General features: G+C 56.9%; 20 protein-coding genes. 11 read left to right on the top strand and 9 right to left on the bottom strand.

Going from position 1 to position 22,630, the window contains the following annotated elements; genetic code table 11:
• Positions 1–51 precede the first annotated feature (51 nt).
• From C0V76_RS07955 to C0V76_RS07920, 8 genes are all read left to right on the top strand, one after another.
• Positions 52–2,154: a hypothetical protein gene (locus C0V76_RS07955; protein ID WP_101941860.1), complete on the top strand. Its 2,103-nt coding sequence runs from the start codon at positions 52–54 to the stop codon at positions 2,152–2,154.
• Entirely contained in the window at positions 2,151–3,722 is a 1,572-nt protein-coding gene (locus C0V76_RS07950; RefSeq protein ID WP_101941859.1) for a GMC oxidoreductase, read from the top strand. Before C0V76_RS07955 ends, C0V76_RS07950 begins: the two co-directional genes overlap by 4 nt.
• A complete protein-coding gene (locus tag C0V76_RS07945) occupies positions 3,722–4,555 on the top strand; it encodes a class I SAM-dependent methyltransferase (RefSeq protein WP_101941858.1) in 834 nt (277 codons plus the stop codon). The genes C0V76_RS07950 and C0V76_RS07945 overlap by 1 nt, the downstream gene beginning before the upstream one ends.
• Positions 4,548–5,810 carry a glycosyltransferase family 9 protein gene (locus tag C0V76_RS07940; RefSeq protein ID WP_101941857.1) on the top strand — a complete coding sequence of 421 codons (1,263 nt, stop codon included), beginning with the start codon at positions 4,548–4,550 and terminating at the stop codon, positions 5,808–5,810. Before C0V76_RS07945 ends, C0V76_RS07940 begins: the two co-directional genes overlap by 8 nt.
• Positions 5,807–7,219 carry an alkaline phosphatase family protein gene (locus C0V76_RS07935; RefSeq protein WP_101941856.1) on the top strand — a complete coding sequence of 471 codons (1,413 nt, stop codon included), beginning with the start codon at positions 5,807–5,809 and terminating at the stop codon, positions 7,217–7,219. The genes C0V76_RS07940 and C0V76_RS07935 overlap by 4 nt, the downstream gene beginning before the upstream one ends.
• Before the next feature lie 14 nt (positions 7,220–7,233).
• Positions 7,234–7,695 carry a GtrA family protein gene (locus C0V76_RS07930; RefSeq protein ID WP_143707376.1) on the top strand — a complete coding sequence of 154 codons (462 nt, stop codon included), beginning with the start codon at positions 7,234–7,236 and terminating at the stop codon, positions 7,693–7,695.
• 450 nt (positions 7,696–8,145) lie between these two features.
• Positions 8,146–9,861 carry an acyltransferase gene (locus C0V76_RS07925; RefSeq protein WP_101941854.1) on the top strand — a complete coding sequence of 572 codons (1,716 nt, stop codon included), beginning with the start codon at positions 8,146–8,148 and terminating at the stop codon, positions 9,859–9,861.
• A gap of 331 nt (positions 9,862–10,192) precedes the next feature.
• Positions 10,193–11,164: a lysylphosphatidylglycerol synthase transmembrane domain-containing protein gene (locus tag C0V76_RS07920; RefSeq protein ID WP_101941853.1), complete on the top strand. Its 972-nt coding sequence runs from the start codon at positions 10,193–10,195 to the stop codon at positions 11,162–11,164.
• Positions 11,165–11,299: 135 nt separating this feature from the next.
• Here the strand turns inward: C0V76_RS07920 and C0V76_RS07915 are convergent, their stop codons facing one another.
• The gene (locus C0V76_RS07915; RefSeq protein WP_101941852.1) at positions 11,300–12,547 is read right to left on the bottom strand and encodes a D-amino acid dehydrogenase; all 1,248 of its coding nucleotides are present in this window, start codon (positions 12,545–12,547) and stop codon (positions 11,300–11,302) included.
• Between the two features lie 221 nt (positions 12,548–12,768).
• Between C0V76_RS07915 and C0V76_RS07910 the strand changes: the two genes are divergently transcribed.
• A complete protein-coding gene (locus C0V76_RS07910) occupies positions 12,769–14,382 on the top strand; it encodes a methyl-accepting chemotaxis protein (protein ID WP_158239175.1) in 1,614 nt (537 codons plus the stop codon).
• Positions 14,383–14,385: 3 nt separating this feature from the next.
• Here C0V76_RS07910 and C0V76_RS07905 read toward each other — a convergent pair whose 3' ends face one another.
• The 5 genes from C0V76_RS07905 to C0V76_RS07885 form a co-directional block, all read right to left on the bottom strand.
• Positions 14,386–15,255 (bottom strand): 1-acyl-sn-glycerol-3-phosphate acyltransferase, encoded by an 870-nt coding sequence (locus C0V76_RS07905; RefSeq protein WP_101941850.1) that lies wholly within the window; start codon positions 15,253–15,255, stop codon positions 14,386–14,388.
• Positions 15,256–15,413: 158 nt separating this feature from the next.
• A complete protein-coding gene (locus C0V76_RS07900) occupies positions 15,414–16,172 on the bottom strand; it encodes a GNAT family N-acetyltransferase (protein ID WP_101941849.1) in 759 nt (252 codons plus the stop codon).
• 107 nt (positions 16,173–16,279) lie between these two features.
• A complete protein-coding gene (locus C0V76_RS07895; protein ID WP_216821693.1) occupies positions 16,280–16,807 on the bottom strand; it encodes a hypothetical protein in 528 nt (175 codons plus the stop codon).
• Positions 16,808–16,826: 19 nt separating this feature from the next.
• A complete protein-coding gene (locus tag C0V76_RS07890; RefSeq protein WP_101941848.1) occupies positions 16,827–17,762 on the bottom strand; it encodes a carbohydrate kinase family protein in 936 nt (311 codons plus the stop codon).
• 84 nt (positions 17,763–17,846) lie between these two features.
• Positions 17,847–18,215, bottom strand: a complete 369-nt coding sequence (locus C0V76_RS07885) for a diacylglycerol kinase (RefSeq protein ID WP_101941847.1) — start codon at positions 18,213–18,215, stop codon at positions 17,847–17,849.
• A gap of 113 nt (positions 18,216–18,328) precedes the next feature.
• On the opposite strand from C0V76_RS07885, the gene C0V76_RS07880 reads away from it, so the two are divergent.
• Together C0V76_RS07880 and C0V76_RS07875 are read left to right on the top strand one after the other, a co-directional pair.
• Positions 18,329–18,928 carry a DUF4254 domain-containing protein gene (locus tag C0V76_RS07880; protein WP_254048209.1) on the top strand — a complete coding sequence of 200 codons (600 nt, stop codon included), beginning with the start codon at positions 18,329–18,331 and terminating at the stop codon, positions 18,926–18,928.
• Between the two features lie 252 nt (positions 18,929–19,180).
• Positions 19,181–20,227, top strand: coding sequence for a hypothetical protein (locus C0V76_RS07875; RefSeq protein WP_143707375.1), 1,047 nt, complete (start codon positions 19,181–19,183; stop codon positions 20,225–20,227).
• A gap of 42 nt (positions 20,228–20,269) precedes the next feature.
• On the opposite strand, the gene C0V76_RS07870 is transcribed toward C0V76_RS07875, so the two are convergent.
• The 3 genes from C0V76_RS07870 to C0V76_RS07860 are packed head-to-tail and all read right to left on the bottom strand — an operon-like array spanning position 20,270 to position 22,629.
• Positions 20,270–21,484, bottom strand: a complete 1,215-nt coding sequence (locus C0V76_RS07870; protein WP_101941844.1) for an FtsX-like permease family protein — start codon at positions 21,482–21,484, stop codon at positions 20,270–20,272.
• A complete protein-coding gene (locus C0V76_RS07865) occupies positions 21,477–22,166 on the bottom strand; it encodes an ABC transporter ATP-binding protein (RefSeq protein ID WP_101941843.1) in 690 nt (229 codons plus the stop codon). The genes C0V76_RS07870 and C0V76_RS07865 overlap by 8 nt, the downstream gene beginning before the upstream one ends.
• 4 nt (positions 22,167–22,170) lie before the next feature.
• Complete coding sequence (locus C0V76_RS07860) at positions 22,171–22,629, bottom strand: hypothetical protein (RefSeq protein ID WP_101941842.1); 459 nt, start codon at positions 22,627–22,629, stop codon at positions 22,171–22,173.
• Between the last annotated feature and the right edge of the window lies 1 nt (position 22,630).

The raw sequence follows: 22,630 nt of genomic DNA, 5'->3' as shown, positions 1-22,630 counted from the left end.
TGACGCACCAGCAAGAATATTCTGCGCACTTAGTTTGGGATTTTTAAATTCATGCCCATCGGAAGGTGCGGTGGGTTTTTGATAGATGATTTTTGGGATATGCAGATGAGAGAGTTAAAGCAGCAAGGAAGCCTTGAACTCTGGATGCGTCAGAATATTGCTTGGGGAGTTTTCGGGATTCTGGTTATCCTTCGTATTGCTCTTTCGAGCAGACTTCCTTCCTATATCCTTGCCGGTACGCCTCATGATGATGGGTGGGTAGTCGGTCGTGCGGTTTCCATAATTAATGGTGATTGGTTAGGGGGGTACGATCAGTACACTCTTATCAAAGGCGCATTTTCTCCGTTATTGATGGCCTTTACTGCCCTATTTGGTGTTACGTACAGTGGATTAAATACCGCGATTTACTGTCTCGCGTGCTTTGTCTTTGTTGCGTCCGTGCGGCCAGTGATAAAAAATCATTGGTTTTTGCTCTTAATGTTTGCGATTCTCCTGTTCAATCCACTTACATATGCCATGGAGACTGGTCAGAGAATTTATAGAAACGGCATTGGGCAGTGGGAGATTCTGCTTGCCTTTGGCGGACTGATTGCCGTCTTATTTCGCCGTCATGCGGATTGGAAGGTGTTGTTGAAGTGGGGGCTTGTAAGTGGCTTTGCATTGGGTGCCTTTATGCAGACAAGAGAGGATGGGGCCTGGATCTATCCTTTTGTCATTGGTGTTATCGCCTCAACGGTATTGTTGTATCTCGTTGAGCAACGCAGCGGGAAAAAGAAAATATTAGTTTTTTTTGTTCCGGTATTTGTTGCCGTGGTGCTGAATCTTGCCATGGCCTTTGTGAATTACAAAACCTATGGGGCTCTGGTTCTGAATGACCGTAATGGCGGTAATTTTTCGAGAGTAGCGGGAGATTTGTACGCTATTTCCCCTGATCCAGAGGAAGATGCTCTTTATAAGTCTGAAGAGTATAAAGGTAAGTATTACAACATTTATGTGTCCACTATGGAAAAGGCGTTCGTCGCCAGTCCGACACTCAACAGTGCGTCGAAGTCCATCCGGGAGGCTATTCAGATGTGGGCCAACTGGGAGGACATAAAAAACGGCCAGCTATCAACCGACCATATGCTGTTTGCCCTGCGAGACGGAGTGAAGGGAGCTGGATACTATAAGTCGTTGCCTGAGACGGAGGCGTTCTACGAAAAAGTTCATGAGGAGTTGAAAGCGGCTTTTGATAAAGGCCTTTTGGTGAAGCAGGGGTTTCCCGTGTCGCCCTTAATGAAGCGCTTGCAACGAGGCGATGTCGGTAAAGCGCTTTCTCTTATGCCCAAGGCAGCGAAGGACGTCGTGACGTTTGCCGGCGTGAGTGCTGTAGACTTTCCGCCTGTTGGTCCCCCTGAAGGGATCAGGGAGTTTGTCTTCATGGCGGGGGGCGAATACAACGCCGAGCGCGGCAGACTTATAGGCGGTGGCTGGGCGTTTGCAAAGAACGACAAAGTTGTCCTGAGCGCAGGTTTGTATGACAAGCAAGGGCGCTTAGTTGCAAACCTGCCGTTCAGCGCGGGAGATGACGTTTTCGCGCACATGAATTCAATTGGATTCAAATATCAAAATGCGAAACGGTCCCGGTTTGCGTTTGATGTTGAAGGTTTTGATCTGAATAGTGGTGTTGTTTTGAAGTTTGTTGACCCAAACGGCGAAATATTCAGGGAAATCCCGTTAGATGGTTCGGCTCTTAATGGTGACAACGATTCGTTCCGCTATCACTTTGAGCAATTAAGCGAGACGGGTAAAAATAGCGTTCATTCACGCTTCGTGAAGCGCGCCAATCGTGTGAGCAGCGCGTATCAAAAAGTGGCGCTTGTTCTATTTTGGCTCGCATGTTTCGCTTATTTGTGCGCGACATGTATGTTGATTACGGAAGTGGCCATGAGGAAAGTGTTGAAGACGCTGCCTGTATGGCTAGTGCTTACTGGAACTTTATTGACTTTTATTTTGTTTTTGTTTGGCATGTGTCTGATTACTGCCACCTCTTTCAACGCACTGCATTATTTATATACTGCACCAGCTTACATTTTGTCCTTGATTTTCTGTACCGGGGCTTTTTTTTGGGGCGTGCAAAATATTACTGAGATAGGTAAGCGAGGCATTTTGTGAAGACAATTATTGTTATCGGGTCTGGTCCGGCCGGCGTGTCGGTCAGCAAGGCGCTGCTCGAACGTGGTTTGCGGGTGACCATGCTTGATGTTGGCCGAACCATAGAAAAAGACCTTGGCGACGAAATTGACGGCTTGCGTCGCAAAGATTCACTTTCGGAAGCCGATAAAGGCCGCATTCGGGGGAGTGTGAAGGCTACCGCGTCCGGCGTGGACGAAAAGAAGCAATTCGGCTCATCTTACGCCAACAAATTGAACGACAACTTCCGGGTTGAGAAGCGTAATGCCTGGTTTTATATGTCGTTCGCAAAAGGAGGGTTGTCGAACCTCTGGGGGCGGTTGATGATGCCGCTTTGCAAGGATGACGAGAGGGACTGGCCCTTTCCGGAAGGAACTTTGGCTCGTTATTATTCTCGCGTGCTGACGTATGTTCCGCTTGCGGGTCGTAAAGATCGCCTCGAGAAACTTTTGCCTCTATATACCAACAGTCCTGAGCCCATGACGTTGTCAGGACAGGCTGACAAGCTCGACAAACGCTGGAATCGTCACGTTGAATATCTGGAACAGCAGGGGTTTATCTTTGGTCAATCACGGCTAGCAGCGTGTTTCGATGGTTCGTGGGAGCGTTCAGATAAATGTCGACGTTGCGGGCTTTGTTTATACGGTTGCGCATATGAAAATCTGTATTCGTCGGCCTGGACGGTAGATGAGCTGTGTCGCGATAAAAACTTTACGTATTTGAGTGGCTATGTAGTCGACTTCGTTGAGAAGCAACAGGGCAAGTTGCTCATTCACGCAAAGGGGGACTGCGACGGTTCCCCCACGCAGTTCGAGGCAGATAAGGTTTTTCTGGCTGCCGGTTCGGTTTCGAGCACTCGAATTGTGCTTAAGTCCAAAAATATCTACGACGTGAAGGTAGATTTCAAGGTCAGTGATTTCTACATTTTTCCGTCGTTCACATTGTTTTCGCAACGCAATGTTGTAGAGGAAAAGCTGAATACATGCTGTCAATACTTCCTGCAGCTTGACGACAAGTCCGTTGACTCGCGGCTTGTCAATATGCAGGTTTATACGTATACGGATTACTATTACCAGGCGCTGCGGAGAATGACGGGAGTGCTCTTTCCGCTTCTCAAGGCGCCGATCAGTTGGTTTCTGGATAGATTCATCGTGGTATTCGTTTATTTGCATTCAGATAACTCAGCGCACATGCAACTACGTTTGAAGAAAGATGATGTCCTGGAAGTTGTTGGTGTGGATAACCCGGAGAGCCGGAACGTTATAAAGCGGCTTAAGCGGAAACTGTGGAAGTCAGCCGGAAAGACTGGAGTGATTCCTCTCCCATTTTTTGGAGAAGAACAGGAAATTGGCCATTCTGTTCATTTTGGAGCCAGCCTGCCAATGAGTGCCGAGTCAAAGGGGCTTTCTACGGATAGCTTCGGAAGGGTGGATGGCATTGATGGTCTCCATGTTGTCGATGCAGCATCTTTCCCTGCTATTCCTGCGACCTCTCTTACCTTTGTCATCATGGCGAACGCCTATCGAGTCGGGGCAGAGGTGGAGATTTGATGGAAAACACCGAAAGCAAGAGCTGTATCGCATGTGGGGCCTCTTACGTCGACGGCATTTGCGGCGTGGCGCGTTGTCCGCAGTGCGGCCTGCTCTTTTCCGGGCAGACGGCCGGGTTTGGCAACTCGATTCAAGGCATGAATGCTATAGCGCAGCGCAACTACGCGATCGTTGCAGATGCGCTGAAAAAAGCTCTTTCGCTTCGCGGAGCCAGGATATTGGATGTTGGCAGCGCTGAAGGGGGCTTTACCGAATTGATGTTGCGTGAGGGCGCTGACTGTGTTGGTCTAGAACCCGATCGTGATGCGGCCCGTGAAGCGCTAGAAAAAAAATTGCCAGTTGAGCTTGTTGGATTTGAGGGGTTTGTCGGAGAGAAAGATTTTTACGACGCCATTGTGTTCAATGATGTATTTGAACACATGCAGTCCCCCACCTTGTCACTTGAGAAAAGCTGCGATCTTTTGAAAGACGGCGGGTTGATTCTTATCAACCTGCCTGTCAGTACCGGGTTCATTTTCAGGATGGTCGGCATTGCCGCTCGCCTAGGGGTCGATACTCTCTATCGAAGAATATGGGCGCAGGGGCTTGCGTCGCCCCATATTTATTTTTACTCGGAACGAAACCTGACTGCCCTTGCCGGAAAGTTCGGGTTCAGATTAATCGGCAAAGGACGGCTTGTCGCGCTGGCGACAGAAGGAATGTATCAGCGCGTTCGGTCAACATACGGGCCGTTTCCCGCTATTGTTATCAGCGGGATAGCGAGTCTTTTCGTCTTTGTGTCAAACCTGTTCAGTGCTGACGTCGTCTATTTGATGTTCAAGAGAAATGAATAAAAAACAGAAGGTTGCCATTGATCGCGTGGTTGGTTACGCCTTGAGCGTTGCTTTGCGGGTGCCTGCGAAGATTCTCGAGCGCGTGTTGCGCCGTGATCATGCCATGCCGCCTCGCAATCCGCCCAAGACAATTGTGGTTGCCAAATATCTGGGGATCGGAAGCATCGTGCAGGCGACTCCGGTGCTCAAGGGGCTGAAGGAAAGATATCCGGATGCCCGGCTTATTTTTGTTTCTCTGAGGTCCAATAAAGGGCTTTTGTCCCGTTATGGATTCATCGATGACATCTTGTGCGTCGATGACTCATCCATTTCCAAGGTCGCGATATCGAGCTTTCGAGTTATTTCGGACTTGATGCGAAGAAAGGTTGACCTTTTTCTTGATCTTGAAGTCCACTCGACTTACGGCTCTCTTATGTGCCTGCTTTCGTGTGCGCGAAACCGCCTTGGTTTTTCCCTGGGCGACGAGGATCACAGGGCTTTTTTGTATACGCACCTGCTCTATCTGAACACCAGCTTTCCGATCCGGTATTGCTACGCCCAGCTAGGGCAACTGGCTGGGATGGCGCCACTTCCTCCAATGCAGACCCTTTTGTGTCCAAGCATCTCCGGTGCTGAGGTGAGCAAGGTGCGCGAGCGGATGGACGCTGTTTTCGATTTTGAGCACAAAGGCATTGTCGCAATTAACCCGAATGCTTCGGACTTGAGGTATGAACGCCGATGGAGCAGGGAGCGTTTTGCCGCCGTAGCAAAACACTTTTCTGATCAGGGTTACGCTTTGGCGCTGGTTGGTGCGGCTTCCGAGCATGCGTATGTCCAGGGAGTCGTCGAGCATCTTGGTAGCGATGCGGGAAGGGTGCGGAATGTTGCCGGGATGTTTTCGCTGATCGAGTTTTTTGCGTTCCTTGAGCAGTGCTGCCTAGTGGTAACCAACGATTCAGGCGTAATGAACATGGCGCTGACCTTGCCTGTCCCGATGCTGCTTCTGGCGGGGCCTGTGGACCCTGAGCAATACTTCATGCCCAATGACTACAGGTCTTATATCTACCATCAGACGTACTGCAGCCCGTGTACTCATTATCTGGATACCCCTCCATGCGCGGGGGATAATGTATGCATGCAACAGATACTCGCCGACGAGGTGATAGAGTATAGTGAGAGGCTTATACGCGGGGAGCATGTCGTGCCCAAGAGGAATGCTTGTTTTTCTCGCGGCTCAGAAGTGTTCGGTGTTCTCAAGAATGTGGGTAAATCATGAAACTATATAATGAACATGTCGAAAATTTCGGCGTCCGAGTCATTTATCTATTCAATACAATCAATTCATTTTGTGTTCTGTCCAGCATATTTGCACTGCTGGTGACTTATTGGTTTGCGCCGTTTCCTGTTGCTGCGCTTTCGATGGCCGTGGCGGCAATTGTCTGCTTTGCCTTGATGAAGATTGCTGATTGGCATCCTTATTATGTACCGTGTGCGCTGCTTTCTATGGTGTATCTGGCCTTTGCGTATGCACCGGACTACAGGGTGTATTCGATCGCACTTGCCGGGGTGACTGTTTTTTATCTCGGCGTGCTCCTCGTTATCAACGGAGGGCCTCAGGTCATTGTCGGGCGGGATTTGACCATCCCTTTCCGGATGTTGGCGCAGTGCATCACCACGGTTGTTCCGACTACGCTTTCCCTGCCGATTTCGGTGTTTTTTGGTTACTTCATGGCGTCCAGTGTACTGATTACCGGGCATGTGGTCGCGCAATCGCAGCCGCTTGCTTCGCTGGTGGGCGTGCTTGTGGTCAACGTTGTCTGGGCACTGGTTGTACGCAAATATCTCCCTGATAATGTCCCCGTCAATCAGTATCGTCCGAGAGAGTCGATTGCCAAGCCGTTCAAGAAGGTTGTCATTCTTAATATCGACGGGGGGCGCTGGGATATTATTCAGCAGCTTGACCTCCCCAACATCAAGCGTCTTATCGCCAACGGCACGCACGTCAAGAACGGTCTTTTGACTGTGTACAGGGCGCTTACCAATCCCGCATTCGGTACGATCCTGACCGGCGCGCGCCCGCAAGATCACGGCATTTTCGACAACAACATCGGACAAAGTCTGAAGGTGCAGGGGCTGGGCGATTTGGTCAAGATCACCATCTACGGCTGCATGCACATGAAGCACTTTGCCAAGGATGGATGGGAAACCAAGATCGTTTCATTGCCCGAAATCGGCATTCAGAAGAGTGACGATGTGGCCATGGAGTGGCTGCTTGACGATTTGCGCAACGACAAGAAGACCCAGTTCTTCGTCTTTGACTACAGCGAGGCCGATTTTTGCGGCCATAGCTACGGGGGGCAATCCAAGCAGTACAAAAATGCCCTGGGCAAGGTTGATGCACGGATTGGCAAGGCTCTGGAAGTTATCGAATCCCTCGAGGACAGTGAGGATATCGCTGTGATCGTTTGCTCGGATCACGGCTTGCACAATCTGGATCACGGCTATCGTTTGTTCCGGGGAGAGAGCTATGTTCCCTGCATTATTTACGGCAAGCGGATCAAGCAAGGCTATGTCATCGAGAAGGACGGCATGATTAATGACATTTGCATGACTGCGGCCTGGATGCTGGGTAAAGGGTATCCGTCGAGTGCGCAGGGTCAAGTCTTCGATGATGTTCTGAAGTAAGGAGTCGATCCTTCGTGACACAAGCTAAACCGTCCCGATCTGACGAGATTCGCGCGCGGATCAAAAGTCAGATAACAGAAAAAAATTTCTGGGAATTACTTCGCTACTTGATTATGGGTGGCATTGGTGCGCTGAGTTATCTTTTTTTCAGCAATCTCTACGACTGGATGGGGGTGGCGACGCATCTTTCGCCGTTCTATGCGTGGCTGTCTGGTCTGCTTATTGTTTATTTCGGGCACATGAAGTTCACCTATAAGGTGAAGGCTCGGCACAAGCAGATGGTTTTCCGATTTCTGGTCATGCAGTCTTACAACCTGGCGATGTCGACCTTCGCCACAATTGTGGTGAGGGATTGGCTCGAATTTCCCTACTTTGTTGCCTCTATTGTGGCTCTTGCTACGACGGTTCCGGTCCTCTACGTGCTGGGGAAGTGGTGGGTTTATCGCTCAAGCGATGCGGTTTCTGCTTCGGTTTAACCGACGATGAGTTGATTAGAGCCCATATGTAAAGGAAATCGGTGCGCCTGTTCGATTTGATCGGACAGGCCTTTTTTTATGCTGCGCAAGAGTTACGAAGGAGCAAGGCGCTGATGCAAAATTCAGGAGCATCCCAATCAGCAATGGGGGCGCTCTTTTGTGCGGCCGCTTTTGAAAGAGCCGACTTGTCAGTGCTAATTTGTTGAGCAGATAGCAATTTCCTCGAAAAACGCCTGATGGAACCGAGGGCGATTAAATCCGGGCATTTCCGCGTCAATTCGCTGCTGGTAGTGCAAGAGATTGCGCCAGTGGCTACCAGTAGGTCTTGGTCTTCAGCGGCAATTGTGAGGTGCGGGGCGGTGATCTTTCACTGGGGCTTTGTGGAAGAAACTGAGGTTTCGCGGAGCTATTGTTTTCGTTTGAGCATTGAATTTATAGAAAGTGGGTTGTATGTCAGTTATTGAGGATGTGATCCCGCATGGCGGCGGTATTGCAAAGCCCAAGCTTCCAGCCTTGACTGCCTTGCGCTTCTTTGCTGCTGCGCTCGTTGTGTATCACCATCTACAGGTGTATTTGTGGTTGCCCCCTCTCCATGATCTTTCGGTTATGAGTCAGGGGGTATCAATATTTTTCGTTTTGTCTGGCTTCATTCTGACGTATACGTATCCAGAGTTAGCCGACTGGGCGGCCAAGAAGCGATTTTTCCGCGCTCGTTTTGCTCGGATCTGGCCGGTCTATCTGGCGTCGATTGTGTTGGCGGTTATTGTTAATCCGTTTTCCGTGACGTCGCTGGATGCCTGGGCACTGGTTCGGCGTGGCGTAATTAATCTGCTCGGTCTTCAGTCCTGGAGTCCTGCCGGAAAGGCGTTCTTCTCCATAAATGGACCTAGCTGGAGCGTATCAACCGAGATATTCTTTTATGCGCTATTCCCTTTTCTTGTTCAAGGGTTTGCGCGGACGTGGTGGGTGAAGCTTCTTTCAACCTTCGCCTATGTTGTGTTGGTGATTGTTGCAGTATTGAAGTTCGATATTCCGGCGTTGGGGCCGGGTCTTGAATATTCAATCAACTCTTTTGCTCTGTTGTACGTCAGTCCGTATGCTCGAATCTTTGAATTTGTTTGCGGCATGTGCGCCGCTTGGGGCTGGCAGCGATTCTCGCTGCTAAATCGAACTGGCGCTTTTTACGTGACCGCGCTTGAGGTGGTCGCGCTCGGATTGCTCATGTTCAATGGCGTAGTTGCTCATGCTCTATTCCGGGCCTTTCCTGGCTTGAATAATCTCCCTTTTATTATTTGGTATGGTCAGGGAGCCGGCGCGGCGATCCCTTCAGCCACCTTTATGGTTGCGCTTGCCAGCGGGCGGGGAAAAGTGGCGTCTTTGATCTCTGCTCCTTGGCTGCTTATGCTTGGTGAGGTGTCGTATGCCATTTATCTTATTCACTACCCGGTTCTGCAGTGGTTCTCGAAAATGCTTCCGCGGGTGGCTGATGAGATCAGTTGGGGAACCGGCCTCTTGTTGTTGTCGGCAATCTTCCTGACGGCGCACATCATATGGATTCTGGTCGAGAGGCCTTGCCGAGAGATGTTGATGGGGGGGCGAAAATATTATGTCCGCTCAAATGGAGATGGGTTTCTTAACCCATCATGGAAGGTCGCTGCAGTGGATGTGATACTGCTTGCGTGCGTGCTCGCATTCGTGTTTTTGAAAGCAAGCATTCCTGGCTCTTTAGGGGCTGGTGCAGTGCGTGCCATGGCCGAGATTCCTGACGACATTCGGGGAGCGAGGTTCGGATCTGTTGCTGAGCTCAAAGGTTATTATTTCGTTGAGCGTGGCGACGGCGCGACGCTCCATTTAATCTGGGAGGCATTGGGGGTCGTCGATAGAAATACCAGCTTTGCTGTGCACTTGGTTCAGAGCCCCGAGGGCAACCCCGTTTCACAGGGGGACTATATCGGAAAGCGCATTGCTACCCGGGATAAGCAACTCTTCGAGGATTCCGTTGTGTTGTGGGGGGGGGCTCTGAAGAGCGCTTGTTATATCGCTGTTGGCATATATCCAACCGGAACGGGGGGGCTTGTAAGTATTAGTCATGGCCCTACTGATCTTGGAGGGCGTCGCTTGCTAATTCCTGTCCCATTGTCATTGAACGGAAAATGCAACCTATAAGTGTTGTTATTTTTTGATGTCCTGCATGTTTGGAGACCCAGGGGGAAAGTCCGATATCTCCAGCGAAAGATGGTTTTATGTTGCTAGGCGTTAAATTCATCTTGATCTTTTTATTATTTTCGACGAGCTTTTTGGGTGGGAGTGTGTCGATTGATACACTATGTTCTATGTAAGTTTTAATGCTGATGGGGTGTGTATCTATGCGCGAAAGCAGTACATTTATTAGTGGTTATGCCGTGGGTGGAGTGCAGGGGTTCGTGGTTCTGACAAAAATCAGTCAGCGATTTTCGCGCTAATAAAATATTTTTTAGCTGAGGCGGATAAATGTCAGATGACTTGTAGAAACGGGAAAATAAAATTTTCGGGTTCAGTCGAAGTGTCGCGTATTAATCGTTTTCTGATGCTGTTTGTTGGCGCCGGTGCGCTTTTATACGTGGCATCGATGTTCTTTCTCGGCTGGTCCGAGGTTGCCGCTACGTTGGCTGTGCTTGGATATCCCGTCCTGATCGCCGGAGCTTTGTTTGCTTCGACAGCCTATCTATGGCGCTTTTGCCGATGGGAGTTTTCGCTGAACCGTCTCGGGTATAACGTCCCGCGGTTGAAGCATTTTGGAATCTATTTGTGCGGACTGGCTTTGATGGTGACGCCTGGGCGGGTTGGAGAAACCTTCCGCTCTGTGTTGCTGCTACGGCAAGGTGTAAGGTGGCAGCACAGTCTGGTGGCTTTTTTTGTTGATCGTTTAACGGATGTGCTGGGCATCTGTTTGGTGGGATTCATTGCAGCGGTGCTTACATCCAATGCTTTCGCGTGGGTTTGGGGTCTTGCCTTTGCAAGCTTTTTTATCGGGAGTTGGGTGGCTACGTATTTATTCCTCCACTTGCGAGAAGGCGGGGCATGGGCCTGGCTGATGCGCAAGTTGCATCGCCTTCCGCTTAATGGAGGGCTTTTGATATTGGAGGCCTGGGCCCTTTTGTGGAGGCCGGGAAGAGTCCTAGCGTATTCTGGTGTTGCCATGCTCGCCTATGGCAGTCAGGCTTTCGTATTCGGATGGTTTTGTAGTGTCGCAGGCGTGGCTGCGTCGTTTGCCGATTGCGTGCTGATCTTTGTACATGCGACGTTGTTTGGTTCGGCAACCTTGCTGCCCGGCGGTTTGGGGGCCACGGAAGGTGCGATCGTGCTTCAACTGGTCGAGCGCGGCGTGGGCGACGTTGCTGCGGTCTCGTTAGCAATTGCTATTCGTTTGGTCACGATATGGACGGGGCTGTTGATCGGAGCGCTTGCGTTGTTTTTTGTTAGAAGGTGAAGCGGTGGGCGTTGAAATCGGGATGTCGCGAGAGCGTCTAGTTTTGTGCTTTTGGATATTCCGTGACTAGCTAACTGGCGCAGGATGATCAAGCACATGCCTGCTCTATTAGGTCACTGCATGGCAGGGAGTATTTCAGATGCTGCAAAAATTCTGCACTGGTTGATGACCTTCGACCAATGCCGACAGTGTTTTTGCCGATCCCGCTGCAAGCGTCCAGCCTAGCGTGCCGTGTCCCGTGTTGTAGTAAAGATTCTCGAGTCCGCCACGCCCGATGATGGGGAGGTTGCTGGGGGTGGTGGGGCGCAGGCCAGCCCAGTAGTTGGGCTCGCTGGCGTCGCAGGCGCCGGGGAAGAGGTCTTCTGCCCAGCGCAGCAGGGCGCCACAGCGCTCCGGATCCAGGTCGGTGTTGTAGCCGTTGAGCTCCGCTGTGCCGGCAATGCGCAGGCTGTCGCCGAGGCGGGAGCAGACGATGCGGCGGGATTCATCAGTGAGGCTGACCGTTGGTGCGCGGGAGGGATCTTTCAGTTTGAGGGTGGTGGAGTAGCCCTTGACCGGGTAGATCGGCAGCCGTTCGCCCAGTGACCTTACCAGCAAGGGGCTGTAGCTGCCAGCGGCGATGACGTAACTGTCGGCTCCGAGGGTTTCACGTTGCCCGTCGCGTTCGATCTCGATCCCGCCGACCCGGTTGTTGTCACGAATCAGGCTGCGGACGCGTGCGTTGAACAGGAACTCGACGCCGATGTCGCGACAGCGCTCAGTCAGTTCCGTGACGAAGCGCTGGGCATCGCCACTTTCATCCTCGCTTCCTAACATGCCGCCAACCAGACGCGTTTCAACGTGCGCGAGACTGGGTTCCTGATCCACACAGGCGGAGGGGGTGAGCATCTTCGAGGCGATGCCGAGCTCGCTCAGCACGCGTTGCTGGGCTTCGCCGTGGAGGTAGTTCTCCTTGGCGAAGTAGAGGTGCAAAACACCGCGCGAGAGACTGTTGTAGTGAATGTCGGTGGCTTCACGCAGGGCGCGCAGTTCGTGGCCACTGAATGCTGCCAGACGCGCAATAGCAAGGGTGTTGCGACGGGTGCGGTGGGGCAGGCATTCGTGCAGGAACTGCAACCCCCACTTGATGCGTGCGGCCTCGGCGGGCCAGCGGAAAAGCAGTGGGGCATCCTTGCGGCCTAGCCACTTCAGGATGGTGAGCGGTGCGCCGGGGTTGGCCCAGGGTTCGGGGTGGCTGATGGAGATCTGGCCACCGTTGGCAAAGCTGGTTTCGAGGGCGGGAGCGGCATTGCGCTCGATGACGGTAACGCTGTGACCGGCGGTACGCAGGTACCAGGCGGCTGTCACGCCGGCGAGTCCTGCACCAACGATAAGGATATGCATGGTGGGAAGCTACGGGTTCGGGCGCCGCCACGCAGCGGCAAGCGCGATTATTGCCGATTCCCGTCCGCGTGGTATGACCTGTGCCAAGTCGGGGCACTATGTCCTTAGGTTCAGGTGCTCCAATCTGTGATCAAGTCGTGACCCTGGTGAGCCGTAAAGCAGGCTGTTGATCCGCTTTGTCGGCGAAGGGCGCAAAAATGAAGATCAGAACGAAATTGCTCATGATCCTGCTGCTGGGGGCTGCGATCATTCTCGGCCAGGGGCTGTGCGGGCTGTGGCAGATGCAGCGCCTGGAGGGCAAACTGGATGCTGGCCTGGAAAGCCGGTTGGTGGCGGCTGAGCTGGAAAAGACCGGAGCGGAGGCGCAGGTGGCCTTCAAGACCCAGGTGCAGGAATGGAAGAACATTCTCATCCGGGGCAATGACAAGGCACTTTACGAGCGCTATCTCAAGCAGTTTGGAGAGGAGGAGGCTCGGGTGGCCAAGGCCCTGGCTATCCTGGATGCGGGGATGCAGCGAGTGGGACTGGATGCTGCTCCAGTGCGCAAGGCGGATAGCGAACTCAAGGCCTTGGGTGAGAAATACCGCAGTGCTCTGCAGCAGTTCGATCCGGCCGATCCGGAGGCGGGCAAGAAGGTGGATGTGGCTGTACGTGGCATGGACCGAACCCTGGCTGCGGCAATGGCCGAGCTGGACAAGGTGATTGCGACCTACGCTCTTGAGCAGACCGAGCACTTCAGGGCGGAGGCCGCCAGCATCATGCATAACGCACAGTGGCTGACTGCGGCAGGCGTGGTGCTGGTACTGGCTGGACTGGCTGGGGTCGGCTGGTACCTGCTGCAATCGATCATGCGCTCGGTGTCCGGCCTGCGCAGCACCATGTTGCAGGTGGAGCAGGACTGGGATCTGACTCACCGCGCGCCGGTGAGCGGTAAGGATGAGCTGGCGGAATGCGGGGTAGCGCTTAATCAGATGCTCGAGCGTTTCCAGCAGATCGTGCGGGAGATCCACACACGAATGGATGAGCTTGCCCGGCAGACTGCGTCGATCGCCAGTGCGGTCGATCAAATGGGGCATTCGAGCAATGCCCAGAGCAGTGCGGCCAGTTCGGTGGCCGCAGCGGTCGAGGAGCTGACCGTCAGTGTCGGTCAGGTGGGTGATGCGGCGCAGGAGGCCGAGCAACTGGCGGGACGCTCGCGCAGAAGCGCGCTGAACGGGCATGGCGCTGTCGAGCAGGGCAATGCTCAGTTGCAACGCACCTCCTTGCGCGTGCATCAGACGGCTGCGGTACTGGAGGAGCTTGGAACGCGCTCTGACGCCATTTCCGGCATCGTGCAGACGGTGAAGGAAATTGCTGACCAGACCAATTTGCTGGCCCTGAACGCCGCCATTGAAGCGGCGCGAGCCGGTGAGCAGGGGCGTGGGTTTGCGGTAGTAGCCGACGAGGTGCGCAAGCTGGCGGAGAAAACCACCAGCTCAACCGCTCAGATCAATGCGTTGGTAAAACTCATCCAGGAAAGTTCGGTGCAGGCGATTGCCGATGTGCGCAGCGTGGTACAGGCCTTCGAGGAGCAGTTGGGGCTGGCTTCGGAGGCTGAGCAATCCATCGGTGAGATCAGTCAGGCCGCAGATCAGACCACCGAAGCCAGCATGCGTATCAATGCCGCCTTGCGCGAGCAGAGTTCGGCCAGTCAGCTGATTGCGCAGCAGGTCGAGCAGATTGCCAGCATGTGCGAGGAGAGCAACGGCGCGGCACAATCCGTGGACCACAATGCGCGCAGCCTGGATCAGCTGGCCGTCGCGCTGGTGGAGACGGTGCGGCGTTTTCGCGTCTGAGGCTCAGCCAGCTACGGCCGGTAAGGCTTCGGACAAGGGATCGGTGGGCTCGATCGGCGCCGGTTGGGCTTGTGGCGTGAAGCCCAGCGCGCAGGCAATGATCTGCTCACTCTGGCTGGCCAGTTCGCGCCGGCTCTTGCTTGGTTCTAAGGGGCTCAATACCTGCAGCCGCGCACGCAGGCCTGAAGCACTGGCTATTGCGAGCATGCTTGCGCCAAAACTGATGTCACCATCGTAAGCTGGCGCAAGGCTGAGTTCATCGTGCCGGCCGAGGTAGCGCAAGCCCAGCGGCTGGACCCCTGACGCAGCCTCCACTGCCGCTTCAAACAACGCCGGGCGAAAAGGCAGCATGGCGTGGCCTTGAGTGGTCGTGCCTTCCGGGAACACCGCAATGCGCTCGCCTTCGCGCAGGCGCTGGGCCATTGCTGCGGCAGAACGGGCGGCTGCAGCGCGGTTGCCGCGCTCTATGAAGAGTGTGCCCGTATGCGCCACCAGCCAGCCCAGTGCGGGCCAGGCACGTACGTCATCCTTGCAGACGAAGGTGGTGGGGGCCACGGCATTGATTACGAACACGTCCAGCCAGGAAATGTGATTACACACCACCAGGCTTCGTGGAGGGATCTCCTCCGTGGGGGCTTCGAGTGTTACGCCCAGCGAGTCGACCAGGAAGGCTGCCCACAGTTGTTTGACACGTCGCTGGTGGGAGGCGGACCAGAATGGGAAGAGGAAGCGCACGATGAGCAGGCCGCCGAGCACCAGGATGACGACTTGGGTCAGACGCCAGGTGGTGCGCAGGGCGCGAAAGGGGGCGGTGAATGCGCTGCGCAGCGTTTGGAGGGACGCGGGAAGGGCGGGGGCCTGAGGCGTGGTCATGTTTTGATCAAGGGCGGCTGCCCATTTACGTTTTTGGGGGCGGGCGCAAGGGCCGACATGGCGCACTGAGCGTACTGTGGCTCGGTGCCGCCCCGTTTCCCGCTCGGAGCCAACCTGCTGAGGTCGGCAGCCCGGGCGGATGGTCCGTGGCCGCGCGCTCAAGCGCCCTGGCGTTCCACGAAGTGCTTGGCGTAGCGCGCATCGACGCGCGCCATGTTCAGCAGGATCAGCAGATCGGCGGTATTGAAGTCAGGATCCCAGGCCGGTGCGCCGCACACCTGAGCACCGGCACGCAGATAGCCCTTGAGCAGCGGCGGGATTTCGGCGCGGGCCTCGCTGGCCAGCATTTCGACCGGCAAAGGATGGCGCGGGAAAACGTGGTATTCCACCGGTGCCAGCTTGTCTGCCAGCGCCTGGAATATATTCGCCGCGTTATGGCCACCGTCGGCCATACCGATCGAGGCGCATCCCATCATGTATTCGTAGCCACCGCTCTGCATGAAGCGGGCAAGGCCGTTCCACAGGAGGGTGATCACGGCGCCGGTACGGTATTCGGGATCGATGCAGGAGCGGCCGACCTCGACCAGATTCGGGCGCAGATGCTGCAGGCGGGTCAGATCGAATTCGGTTTCGGAGTAGTAGCCGCCGATCTTGCGTGCCGCTTCCGGGGTAAGGATGCGGTAGGTGCCGACGATGCGGCCATGCGCTTCATCACGCACGATCAGGTGCTGGCAGTAAGCATCGAAATGATCGCGGTCCACACCCGGTGTACGCGGGTTGAGGCGGGCGCCCATCTCTTCGGCAAAGACGCGGTAGCGCAGTTTCTGCGCGGCCAGGATTTCGGATTCGGTGGCCGCGAGGCCTACCCACAGCGAGCGGGACTTTTGTTCGGAGGTTTGCGGGCTGACACGCAACATGATTTTGATCCTCGAGTGGCTGCAGGGCTCATGCCTGCCGTGCCACTCTAGGAGGATCGTGTTGCGTGCCGGTTACCGGCTGGTTGCGCGGAAATTACACCGCGCTTTCAGAGGCTGGTGGCGCTGCCCTTGCTGTCTTTGGTCGGGCTGGGGGCCGGGGCAAGCGGTGCGGTGGCCGGAGAGACGCGGGTTTCACCACTGCTCTGGAGTACGCGCACATGGTCACCCGGGGCGAACTTGTCTTCCTTGCCGATCCCCTGCACTACCACCATGGTTTCACCGCTGGTCATGCGGACGGTGAGTTCCCAAGCATTTTCGCGGGTATAGCCTTCCTCGGTCGCCGCACCGGCCACGCCGCCGACGACGGCACCGACAATCCCGGCGACGATGGCGCCGCGTCCGTCACCAATCCCGCTGCCGGCCACGCCGCCGATGGCAGCTCCGCCCAGCGCGCCGAGGCCGCTCTTGGTTCCTTCCAAGCGAACCTTGCGCACCTCGAGCAAGGTGCCTTCGCGGTAGCTGATCGGCCGCCGTGCTTCTGCGCGTGAATACACATCCCCGGCCTTGCTGCTGGCGCAGCCGGCGGAGACCACTGCGGTGGCGATCAGGGCGAGGATCAGGAGCGGGTTCTTCATCTGCGGCTTTCCTTCGTGCTTACCAGGGGGCGCTGCCGTAAGCCTTGGCGTAGCGGGCAGCGATCTCATCCCGGCTCGGGTTGTAGTTCTGGCCCCCCCGGCTGGCGATCTTGAGAGCGCCCATGGTCGAGGCCAGGCGCGTGGACTTTTCCAGATCCCAGCCGTTCGAGAGGCCGTAGAGCAGGCCGCCGCGATGGGCATCGCCGCAGCCGGTCGGGTCGACGATGTCGTCGGCCGTTACGCCGGCGACTTCAATGACGCGGCCTTCGGTGTAGATCCGGGATCCTTGCGCACCGAGTGTGACCACCAGCCCCTGCAAACGTTCCGCCAGTGCCTCGAGGGAGAGCCCCGTCTTTTCGCAGACGAGCCTGGCCTCGTAATCGTTGAGGGTGCACCAGGTTGCCAGATCCAGACATTCAAGCAGCTCGTCGCCGGAGAACATTGGCAGCCCCTGGCCCGGATCGAAGATGAAGGGCAGGCCGGCAGCAGCGAAACCGCGTGCGTGGTGGAACATACCGTCGCGGCCGTCCGGCGACACGATGCCGATCTTGATGCCCTCTGCGTCGCGCACGCTATTGCGGTGCGAGAAGCTCATTGCGCCTGGGTGGAAGGCGGTGATCTGGTTGTCGTCCAGATCGGTTGTGATGAACGCCTGGGCGGTGAAGCTCTCCGGCACCTGACGGATGTGGCGGGTGCCGATACCCTGTTCTTCGAGGCGGGCCAGGTAGGGACCGAAATCGTCGCCCACGGTGGCCATGATCTGCGGCTCTCCACCCAGCAGCTTCAGCGACCAGGCGATGTTGCCGGCGCAGCCGCCAAAATCGCGGCGCATTTCCGGCACCAGGAAGGATACGTTCAGGATGTGGATCTGCTCGGGCAGGATGTGCTTCTTGAACTGGGAATGAAACACCATGATGGTGTCGTAGGCCATCGAGCCGCAAATGAGGACGGACATGGTCGGAATCCGGGTGTAAAAGTGCGCGGATTGTAGCGCATGGTCGCCGCCAGGCCTGTCAGGGTATTTGCCGGGCGTCAGTCCCTAGCCGAAAAACACCAGCCCCCACACTGCAGCCAGATTGATGAGGGTGATCAGCACGGCGGCGCTGCCGATATCCTTGGCGCGCTTGGCGAGCTCGTGGCGCTCCAGCGAGACGCGATCCACCACGGCCTCGACCGCCGAGTTGAGCAATTCCACGATCAGTACCAGCAGCACACAGGCGATCAGCAAGGCTTTTTCCGGGCCGCTGCGGGCTGAGAGCAGGGCGAAGGGGATCAGCAGAATGGCCAGCAGCACTTCCTGCCGGAAGGCGTCTTCGAGTTTGTAGGCAGCGCGGAGGCCGTCCAGCGAATAGTTGAAGGCATTCCAGATGCGGACGATGCCAGTCTTGCCTTTGAAGGGACTTTCCATTTGGGTGGGCTTCTCCATGCGGGGCTGCCAGCGTATGGCGCCCGTGTTACGGCACGCTTACCGCAGCAGGGCGTAGAATGCCGCACCTCCGATTGAATGCACAGAGCCGCACTATGACCAAGCTGATCGATAGCGCCGAAATCATTGCTTTCCACGATGCCTGCGTGGCCAACCGCAGCTGGGCCAAGTCCGAGCCGGCCCGCTTTGCTGAAGGCCTGTGGCAATTCCTGGAACTGAATCACCGCTTCAACAACCTGCTCTGGGACGAAGAGGATCTGGCCCGCCGCAAGGACGTGGCCGATAGCGAAATCGCCGCCAACAAGCGTGCCATCGATGGCTACAACCAGAAGCGTAACGATGCCATCGAGCGCATGGACGAAGTCTTCCTCTCCGCCCTGCCGCCGGCAGTGACGGGCAGCCGCCTGAATTCCGAAACGGCGGGCAGCATGATCGACCGCATCTCCATCCTCGGCCTGAAGATCTTCCACATGGGCGAGCAGACCCGCCGCAGCGATGCTTCGGCTGAGCATGTCGCCACCTGCCAGGCCAAGCTTGCCCGCCTGCGCGAGCAGCGCGCCGACCTGGCCGCCTGCCTGGAGCAACTGCTGGCCGACTGTGCCGCCGGCGTGGCGCATTACAAGGTCTATCGGCAGTTCAAGATGTACAACGACCCGACCCTGAACCCCTATCTCTACGGGGGCAAGAAGAGCTGATCCGGATGCTGTAGCGCAACAACAGGGCCGCTCCATGGAGCGGCCCTGTTGTTTTCGGATGGGCGCTTCTTGCTTCTGATGGACGTCCGGGATCTGGTGTCGGGCGCTTCTTGATGCTGGTCATGCCCGGCGCGAAAAGCGTGATGGGAGAGGGTTTTCCGCCGCGCCAGGGGCTGTCGATCGGGGCTCTGAACACCTATCCTGACAAAGTGGTTTTGCGTGTGCAAACGACGATCCGGAGCGGAGTTTTTCATGAAGAGAATGATCAGTCTGGTGCTGGCCCTGATGGCGGCCGCACTCCTTACGCCGTGTCTCGCGGCCGAACCTGCTGCGGCGCAGAGCAAACCTGCTGGCGCGCGTATCGAGATGGGCGTGGGGCACTTCAACCGGGATGGCAAGGCCTTCCATTACTGGGACCAGGCGGCTGAAATTCCCGCCGGCTGCGCCCGCTGCCATGCGGCTCAGGGTGTGCCGGAATATCTGGCGAATGGCAAGAACGCCCCGGCCAAGCAGGTGAAGAATGCCTATGCCTGCACCAACTGCCATGCCGACATGCTCAGCTATGAGCGTCACAAGGTCAGCAAGGTCACCTTCGCCAGCGGGCTGGAAGTGGATGCCGGCCTCAATGACGCCAACCTGTGCATGACCTGTCACCAGGGGCGTGAGTCCACGGCCAGTGTGAACAAGGCGATTGCCGGCAAGGCACTCGACACGCCGGATCCGGCGCTGGCCTTCATCCATGTGCATTACTTCCCGGCGGGCGCCACGCTCTTCGGCACCCAGGCCAAGGTGGCTTACGAGTTTGCAGGCAAGACCTATGACGGGCGCTACAAGCATCCCAAGCAGCTGGATAACTGTCTGGCTTGCCACGACCCGCACAGCGGCCACGCCAAGGTTGAGAAGTGTGATAGCTGCCATACCGACAAGGGCGACCGCATCGCGGACTATCGCAGCGAGTTGAAGCAGAGCATGGATGCGCTGTATGCCGGCATCCAGCAGTATGCGATCAAGGTCGGAGGTGTGCCCTTGGCCTACTCTTCCAAGGCCTCTCCCTACTGGTACACCGACAGCAATGGCAATGGTGTGGTGGATGACGATGAACTCAAGCCGACGAACAGCTACAAGGCTTATACGCCGCGTCTGCTGCAGGCCGTGTTCAACTACACCTTCCTGTTGCGCGACCCTGGCGCTGCTTTCCACAACCGCAGCTACGCCGGGCAGATCGTTCATGACTCGCTGGAGAGTCTCGCTGTGAGCGGGCAAGCTGGCGTGAACATGAAAGGCCGGACCCGCCCCTGAGGCCTTCCGGATGCTGAAAAAGCCCGCCGCGTGCGGGTTTTTTCATGCCTTCAAGCCTGTGGCAACCGGCCGGCGGAGGGACAGCCAGGCCGGCAGGACTGCAATCAGCAGTCCGGCGGCTGCGAGTGCGCTGGCGAGCAGGAGCTCCTCGCTGCCAAGGGATACTGGCATTGCAAAACCCATGCGCGGTGCGATCCACTGCATCAGCAGCCACGAGGTGGCGTAGCCCAACAGCAGGCCGAGGGCTGCGCCGCCAGCCACCAGCAGGCTCACTTCGAGCCAGATCACGCTGAACACGTAGTGGCTGCCGGCGCCGATGGCGCGCAGCACCGCGAACTGGCGGGCGCGGGCGAGAAAACCGACGAGCAGAGACATCAGTACCGCGATCACGACGAGGACCTGGCTGGCTAGCGCCAGGATCGACATCAGATCGCGCACATCGCCCAGCGTGCTGTAGAGCTCGTTGAGCACTTCGGCGGGAAACAGCGCCATGCTCTCGTTCGTGCGCAGCTGGCCGCGCAGACCGTAAGCTGCGGCGACCGATTCGGGCTTGATGGCAATGGCCGGTACGCCCGGCACCCGGGTGGCATCCCAGGGCGGCCCGATCTGCGTGCTGCCTGGCGGGTGGCCCGAAGGTAGTTCATGCACGGCCCATACATCTTCGACGGGCACGAGGATGGCGTTGTCCCACACGTTATGCCGTGCGGGCAGGCGACCAACCACGGTGTAGGCGAGCTCATGTTCGTGGCCCTCCTCATCGTCGTCATGGTGATGGGCACCATGTTCCGGGTGTATCCGGGCTCCGATTGCCAGCGGCACCTGGGCGCCGATCACCGCTTCGCCGCGCTGGCGAAACGGGTGCCCCTCAAGCGGCGGCAGACGTCCGCCACGACTGGCGAAGTCTTCGGTCGTGCCCACGATGGGATGGCCTTGCCAGTTATCGCCGAACGCGATTGGCGCGGCATAGCGTATGCCGCGCGCCGTACTGGTTTTGACGAGCACTTCGCCGCTCACCAGAGGGATCGACTGCAGCTTCAGATAGACGCTGGTCAGCACCAGTTGGGTGGGGCTGCCGGGCGCGCCGACGAGCAGGTCGAAATCGTCCGCCGCACGCGCACTGCCCTGGCGCAGCGCGCGCTCCTGTGCAATGACGGCCACCCCGATGGCGACTGCGAGGGCGATCAGGGCGAGGGTGATGCCGACCAGCAGACGGTTGCGGCGGTAGTCGGCGAGCACGACGGGCAGGGGATTAAACATGGGCGGCCTCCGCAGCCTGCAGCGTGCCACTGCGCAGTTCGAGCACGCGATCCATGCGGCGGAGCAGCGCACTTTCGTGGGAAACGACGATCAGCGTGGCACCGTGCTCGCGCACCAATCCGCATAGCAGGTCGGCGATGATTTCGCGGTTTTCCGGGTCAAGGCTGGCTGTGGGTTCATCGGCCAGCACCACCGGCGGAGCGAAGAGCAGCGCACGGGCCACGGCGACACGCTGGCGCTCGCCGCGTGAGAGCAGTTCAGCACGTCTTGTTGGCTCCGCAATGCCAACCCGGCTGAGCAGACGGGTTGCCCGCGAACGCAGTGCGGGGGCGATGCGCCAGCCAGTGAAGCTGGCGGGCAGGAGCACGTTGTCCAGCGCCGAAAGGCCTTCGACGAGGTGAAAGTCCTGGAACACCAACCCGAGCTTTTGCTGGCGCCAGCGCGTCAGTCCTGCACCTGGTAATGCGGTGATATCCGTGTCGTCCCACACGATGCTGCCAGTAGTGAGTGGCTCAATACCGGCGAGGCAGTGTAGCAGCGTGGTCTTGCCTGCGCCGGAGGCGCCACGGATGCCCAGCATGTGGCCGGCGGTGAGTTCGAGGCGGTCGAGGGCGAAAAGATCGGCGGTTTGGCCGGTAAAGCGGAAGCGCAGGCCGGTGGCGCGCAGGGTGCCGGTGTTCATGGGTTCAGCGAAGCTTGTTGAAGCTGGCATCGCGGATGCGCAGCTGGCTGACGAAGCCGGTCGCGGGGTCGGTATGGCTGCCGACTTCCAGCGTGCCTTCGACTTCGATGCGTTCGGAGAAATTGGTGGGGACCACCGTCTTGCTGGCGTAGATGACCACGATGTCGACCGGCCATTCAGCGTCGGAAGAACAGAAGGGGCAGATCGATACTGGCTCGCGCGTGAGCACGAAGAACTTGCTTTCGGGTTTGAGTGGCGGCGCCATGTAGCCGCGCAGGCGCACGTTCTGGCCCTTGAGCGCCAGAGTGCGCTCGGCGAACTTGAGGCCCAGCACGGTATTGGATTTGTAGAGTCCGTCAAAACTCAGGAGCTCGGCCGCACGCAAGAGCGGGCTGGCGAGCAGGACTGCCAGGCCAAAGAAAAACCGGCGGCGTGAGCCGCCGGCAAACTGCGAGGAGAACATT

Origin of the sequence: Uliginosibacterium sp. TH139, assembly GCF_002855595.1 — a bacterium.
Classification (GTDB): domain Bacteria; phylum Pseudomonadota; class Gammaproteobacteria; order Burkholderiales; family Rhodocyclaceae; genus Uliginosibacterium; species Uliginosibacterium aquaticum.
Note: the sequence above shows the minus strand (reverse complement) of the source record. Positions and strands in the feature narration are given on the sequence as shown.

Bases quoted from the DNA above. Each gene is read 5' to 3' on its own strand.
- C0V76_RS07955 (WP_101941860.1), top strand. From the start codon at position 52: ATGCCCATCGGAAGGTGCGGTGGGTTTTTGATAGATGATTTTTGGGAT.
- C0V76_RS07945 (WP_101941858.1), top strand. From the start codon at position 3,722: ATGGAAAACACCGAAAGCAAGAGCTGTATCGCATGTGGGGCCTCTTAC.
- C0V76_RS07940 (WP_101941857.1), top strand. From the start codon at position 4,548: ATGAATAAAAAACAGAAGGTTGCCATTGATCGCGTGGTTGGTTACGCC.
- C0V76_RS07935 (WP_101941856.1), top strand. From the start codon at position 5,807: ATGAAACTATATAATGAACATGTCGAAAATTTCGGCGTCCGAGTCATT.
- C0V76_RS07925 (WP_101941854.1), top strand. From the start codon at position 8,146: ATGTCAGTTATTGAGGATGTGATCCCGCATGGCGGCGGTATTGCAAAG.
- C0V76_RS07920 (WP_101941853.1), top strand. From the start codon at position 10,193: ATGACTTGTAGAAACGGGAAAATAAAATTTTCGGGTTCAGTCGAAGTG.
- C0V76_RS07915 (WP_101941852.1), bottom strand. From the start codon at position 12,547: ATGCATATCCTTATCGTTGGTGCAGGACTCGCCGGCGTGACAGCCGCC.
- C0V76_RS07910 (WP_158239175.1), top strand. From the start codon at position 12,769: ATGATCCTGCTGCTGGGGGCTGCGATCATTCTCGGCCAGGGGCTGTGC.
- C0V76_RS07905 (WP_101941850.1), bottom strand. From the start codon at position 15,255: ATGACCACGCCTCAGGCCCCCGCCCTTCCCGCGTCCCTCCAAACGCTG.
- C0V76_RS07900 (WP_101941849.1), bottom strand. From the start codon at position 16,172: ATGTTGCGTGTCAGCCCGCAAACCTCCGAACAAAAGTCCCGCTCGCTG.
- C0V76_RS07895 (WP_216821693.1), bottom strand. From the start codon at position 16,807: ATGAAGAACCCGCTCCTGATCCTCGCCCTGATCGCCACCGCAGTGGTC.
- C0V76_RS07890 (WP_101941848.1), bottom strand. From the start codon at position 17,762: ATGTCCGTCCTCATTTGCGGCTCGATGGCCTACGACACCATCATGGTG.
- C0V76_RS07885 (WP_101941847.1), bottom strand. From the start codon at position 18,215: ATGGAAAGTCCCTTCAAAGGCAAGACTGGCATCGTCCGCATCTGGAAT.
- C0V76_RS07880 (WP_254048209.1), top strand. From the start codon at position 18,329: ATGACCAAGCTGATCGATAGCGCCGAAATCATTGCTTTCCACGATGCC.
- C0V76_RS07875 (WP_143707375.1), top strand. From the start codon at position 19,181: ATGAAGAGAATGATCAGTCTGGTGCTGGCCCTGATGGCGGCCGCACTC.
- C0V76_RS07870 (WP_101941844.1), bottom strand. From the start codon at position 21,484: ATGTTTAATCCCCTGCCCGTCGTGCTCGCCGACTACCGCCGCAACCGT.
- C0V76_RS07865 (WP_101941843.1), bottom strand. From the start codon at position 22,166: ATGAACACCGGCACCCTGCGCGCCACCGGCCTGCGCTTCCGCTTTACC.
- C0V76_RS07860 (WP_101941842.1), bottom strand. From the start codon at position 22,629: ATGTTCTCCTCGCAGTTTGCCGGCGGCTCACGCCGCCGGTTTTTCTTT.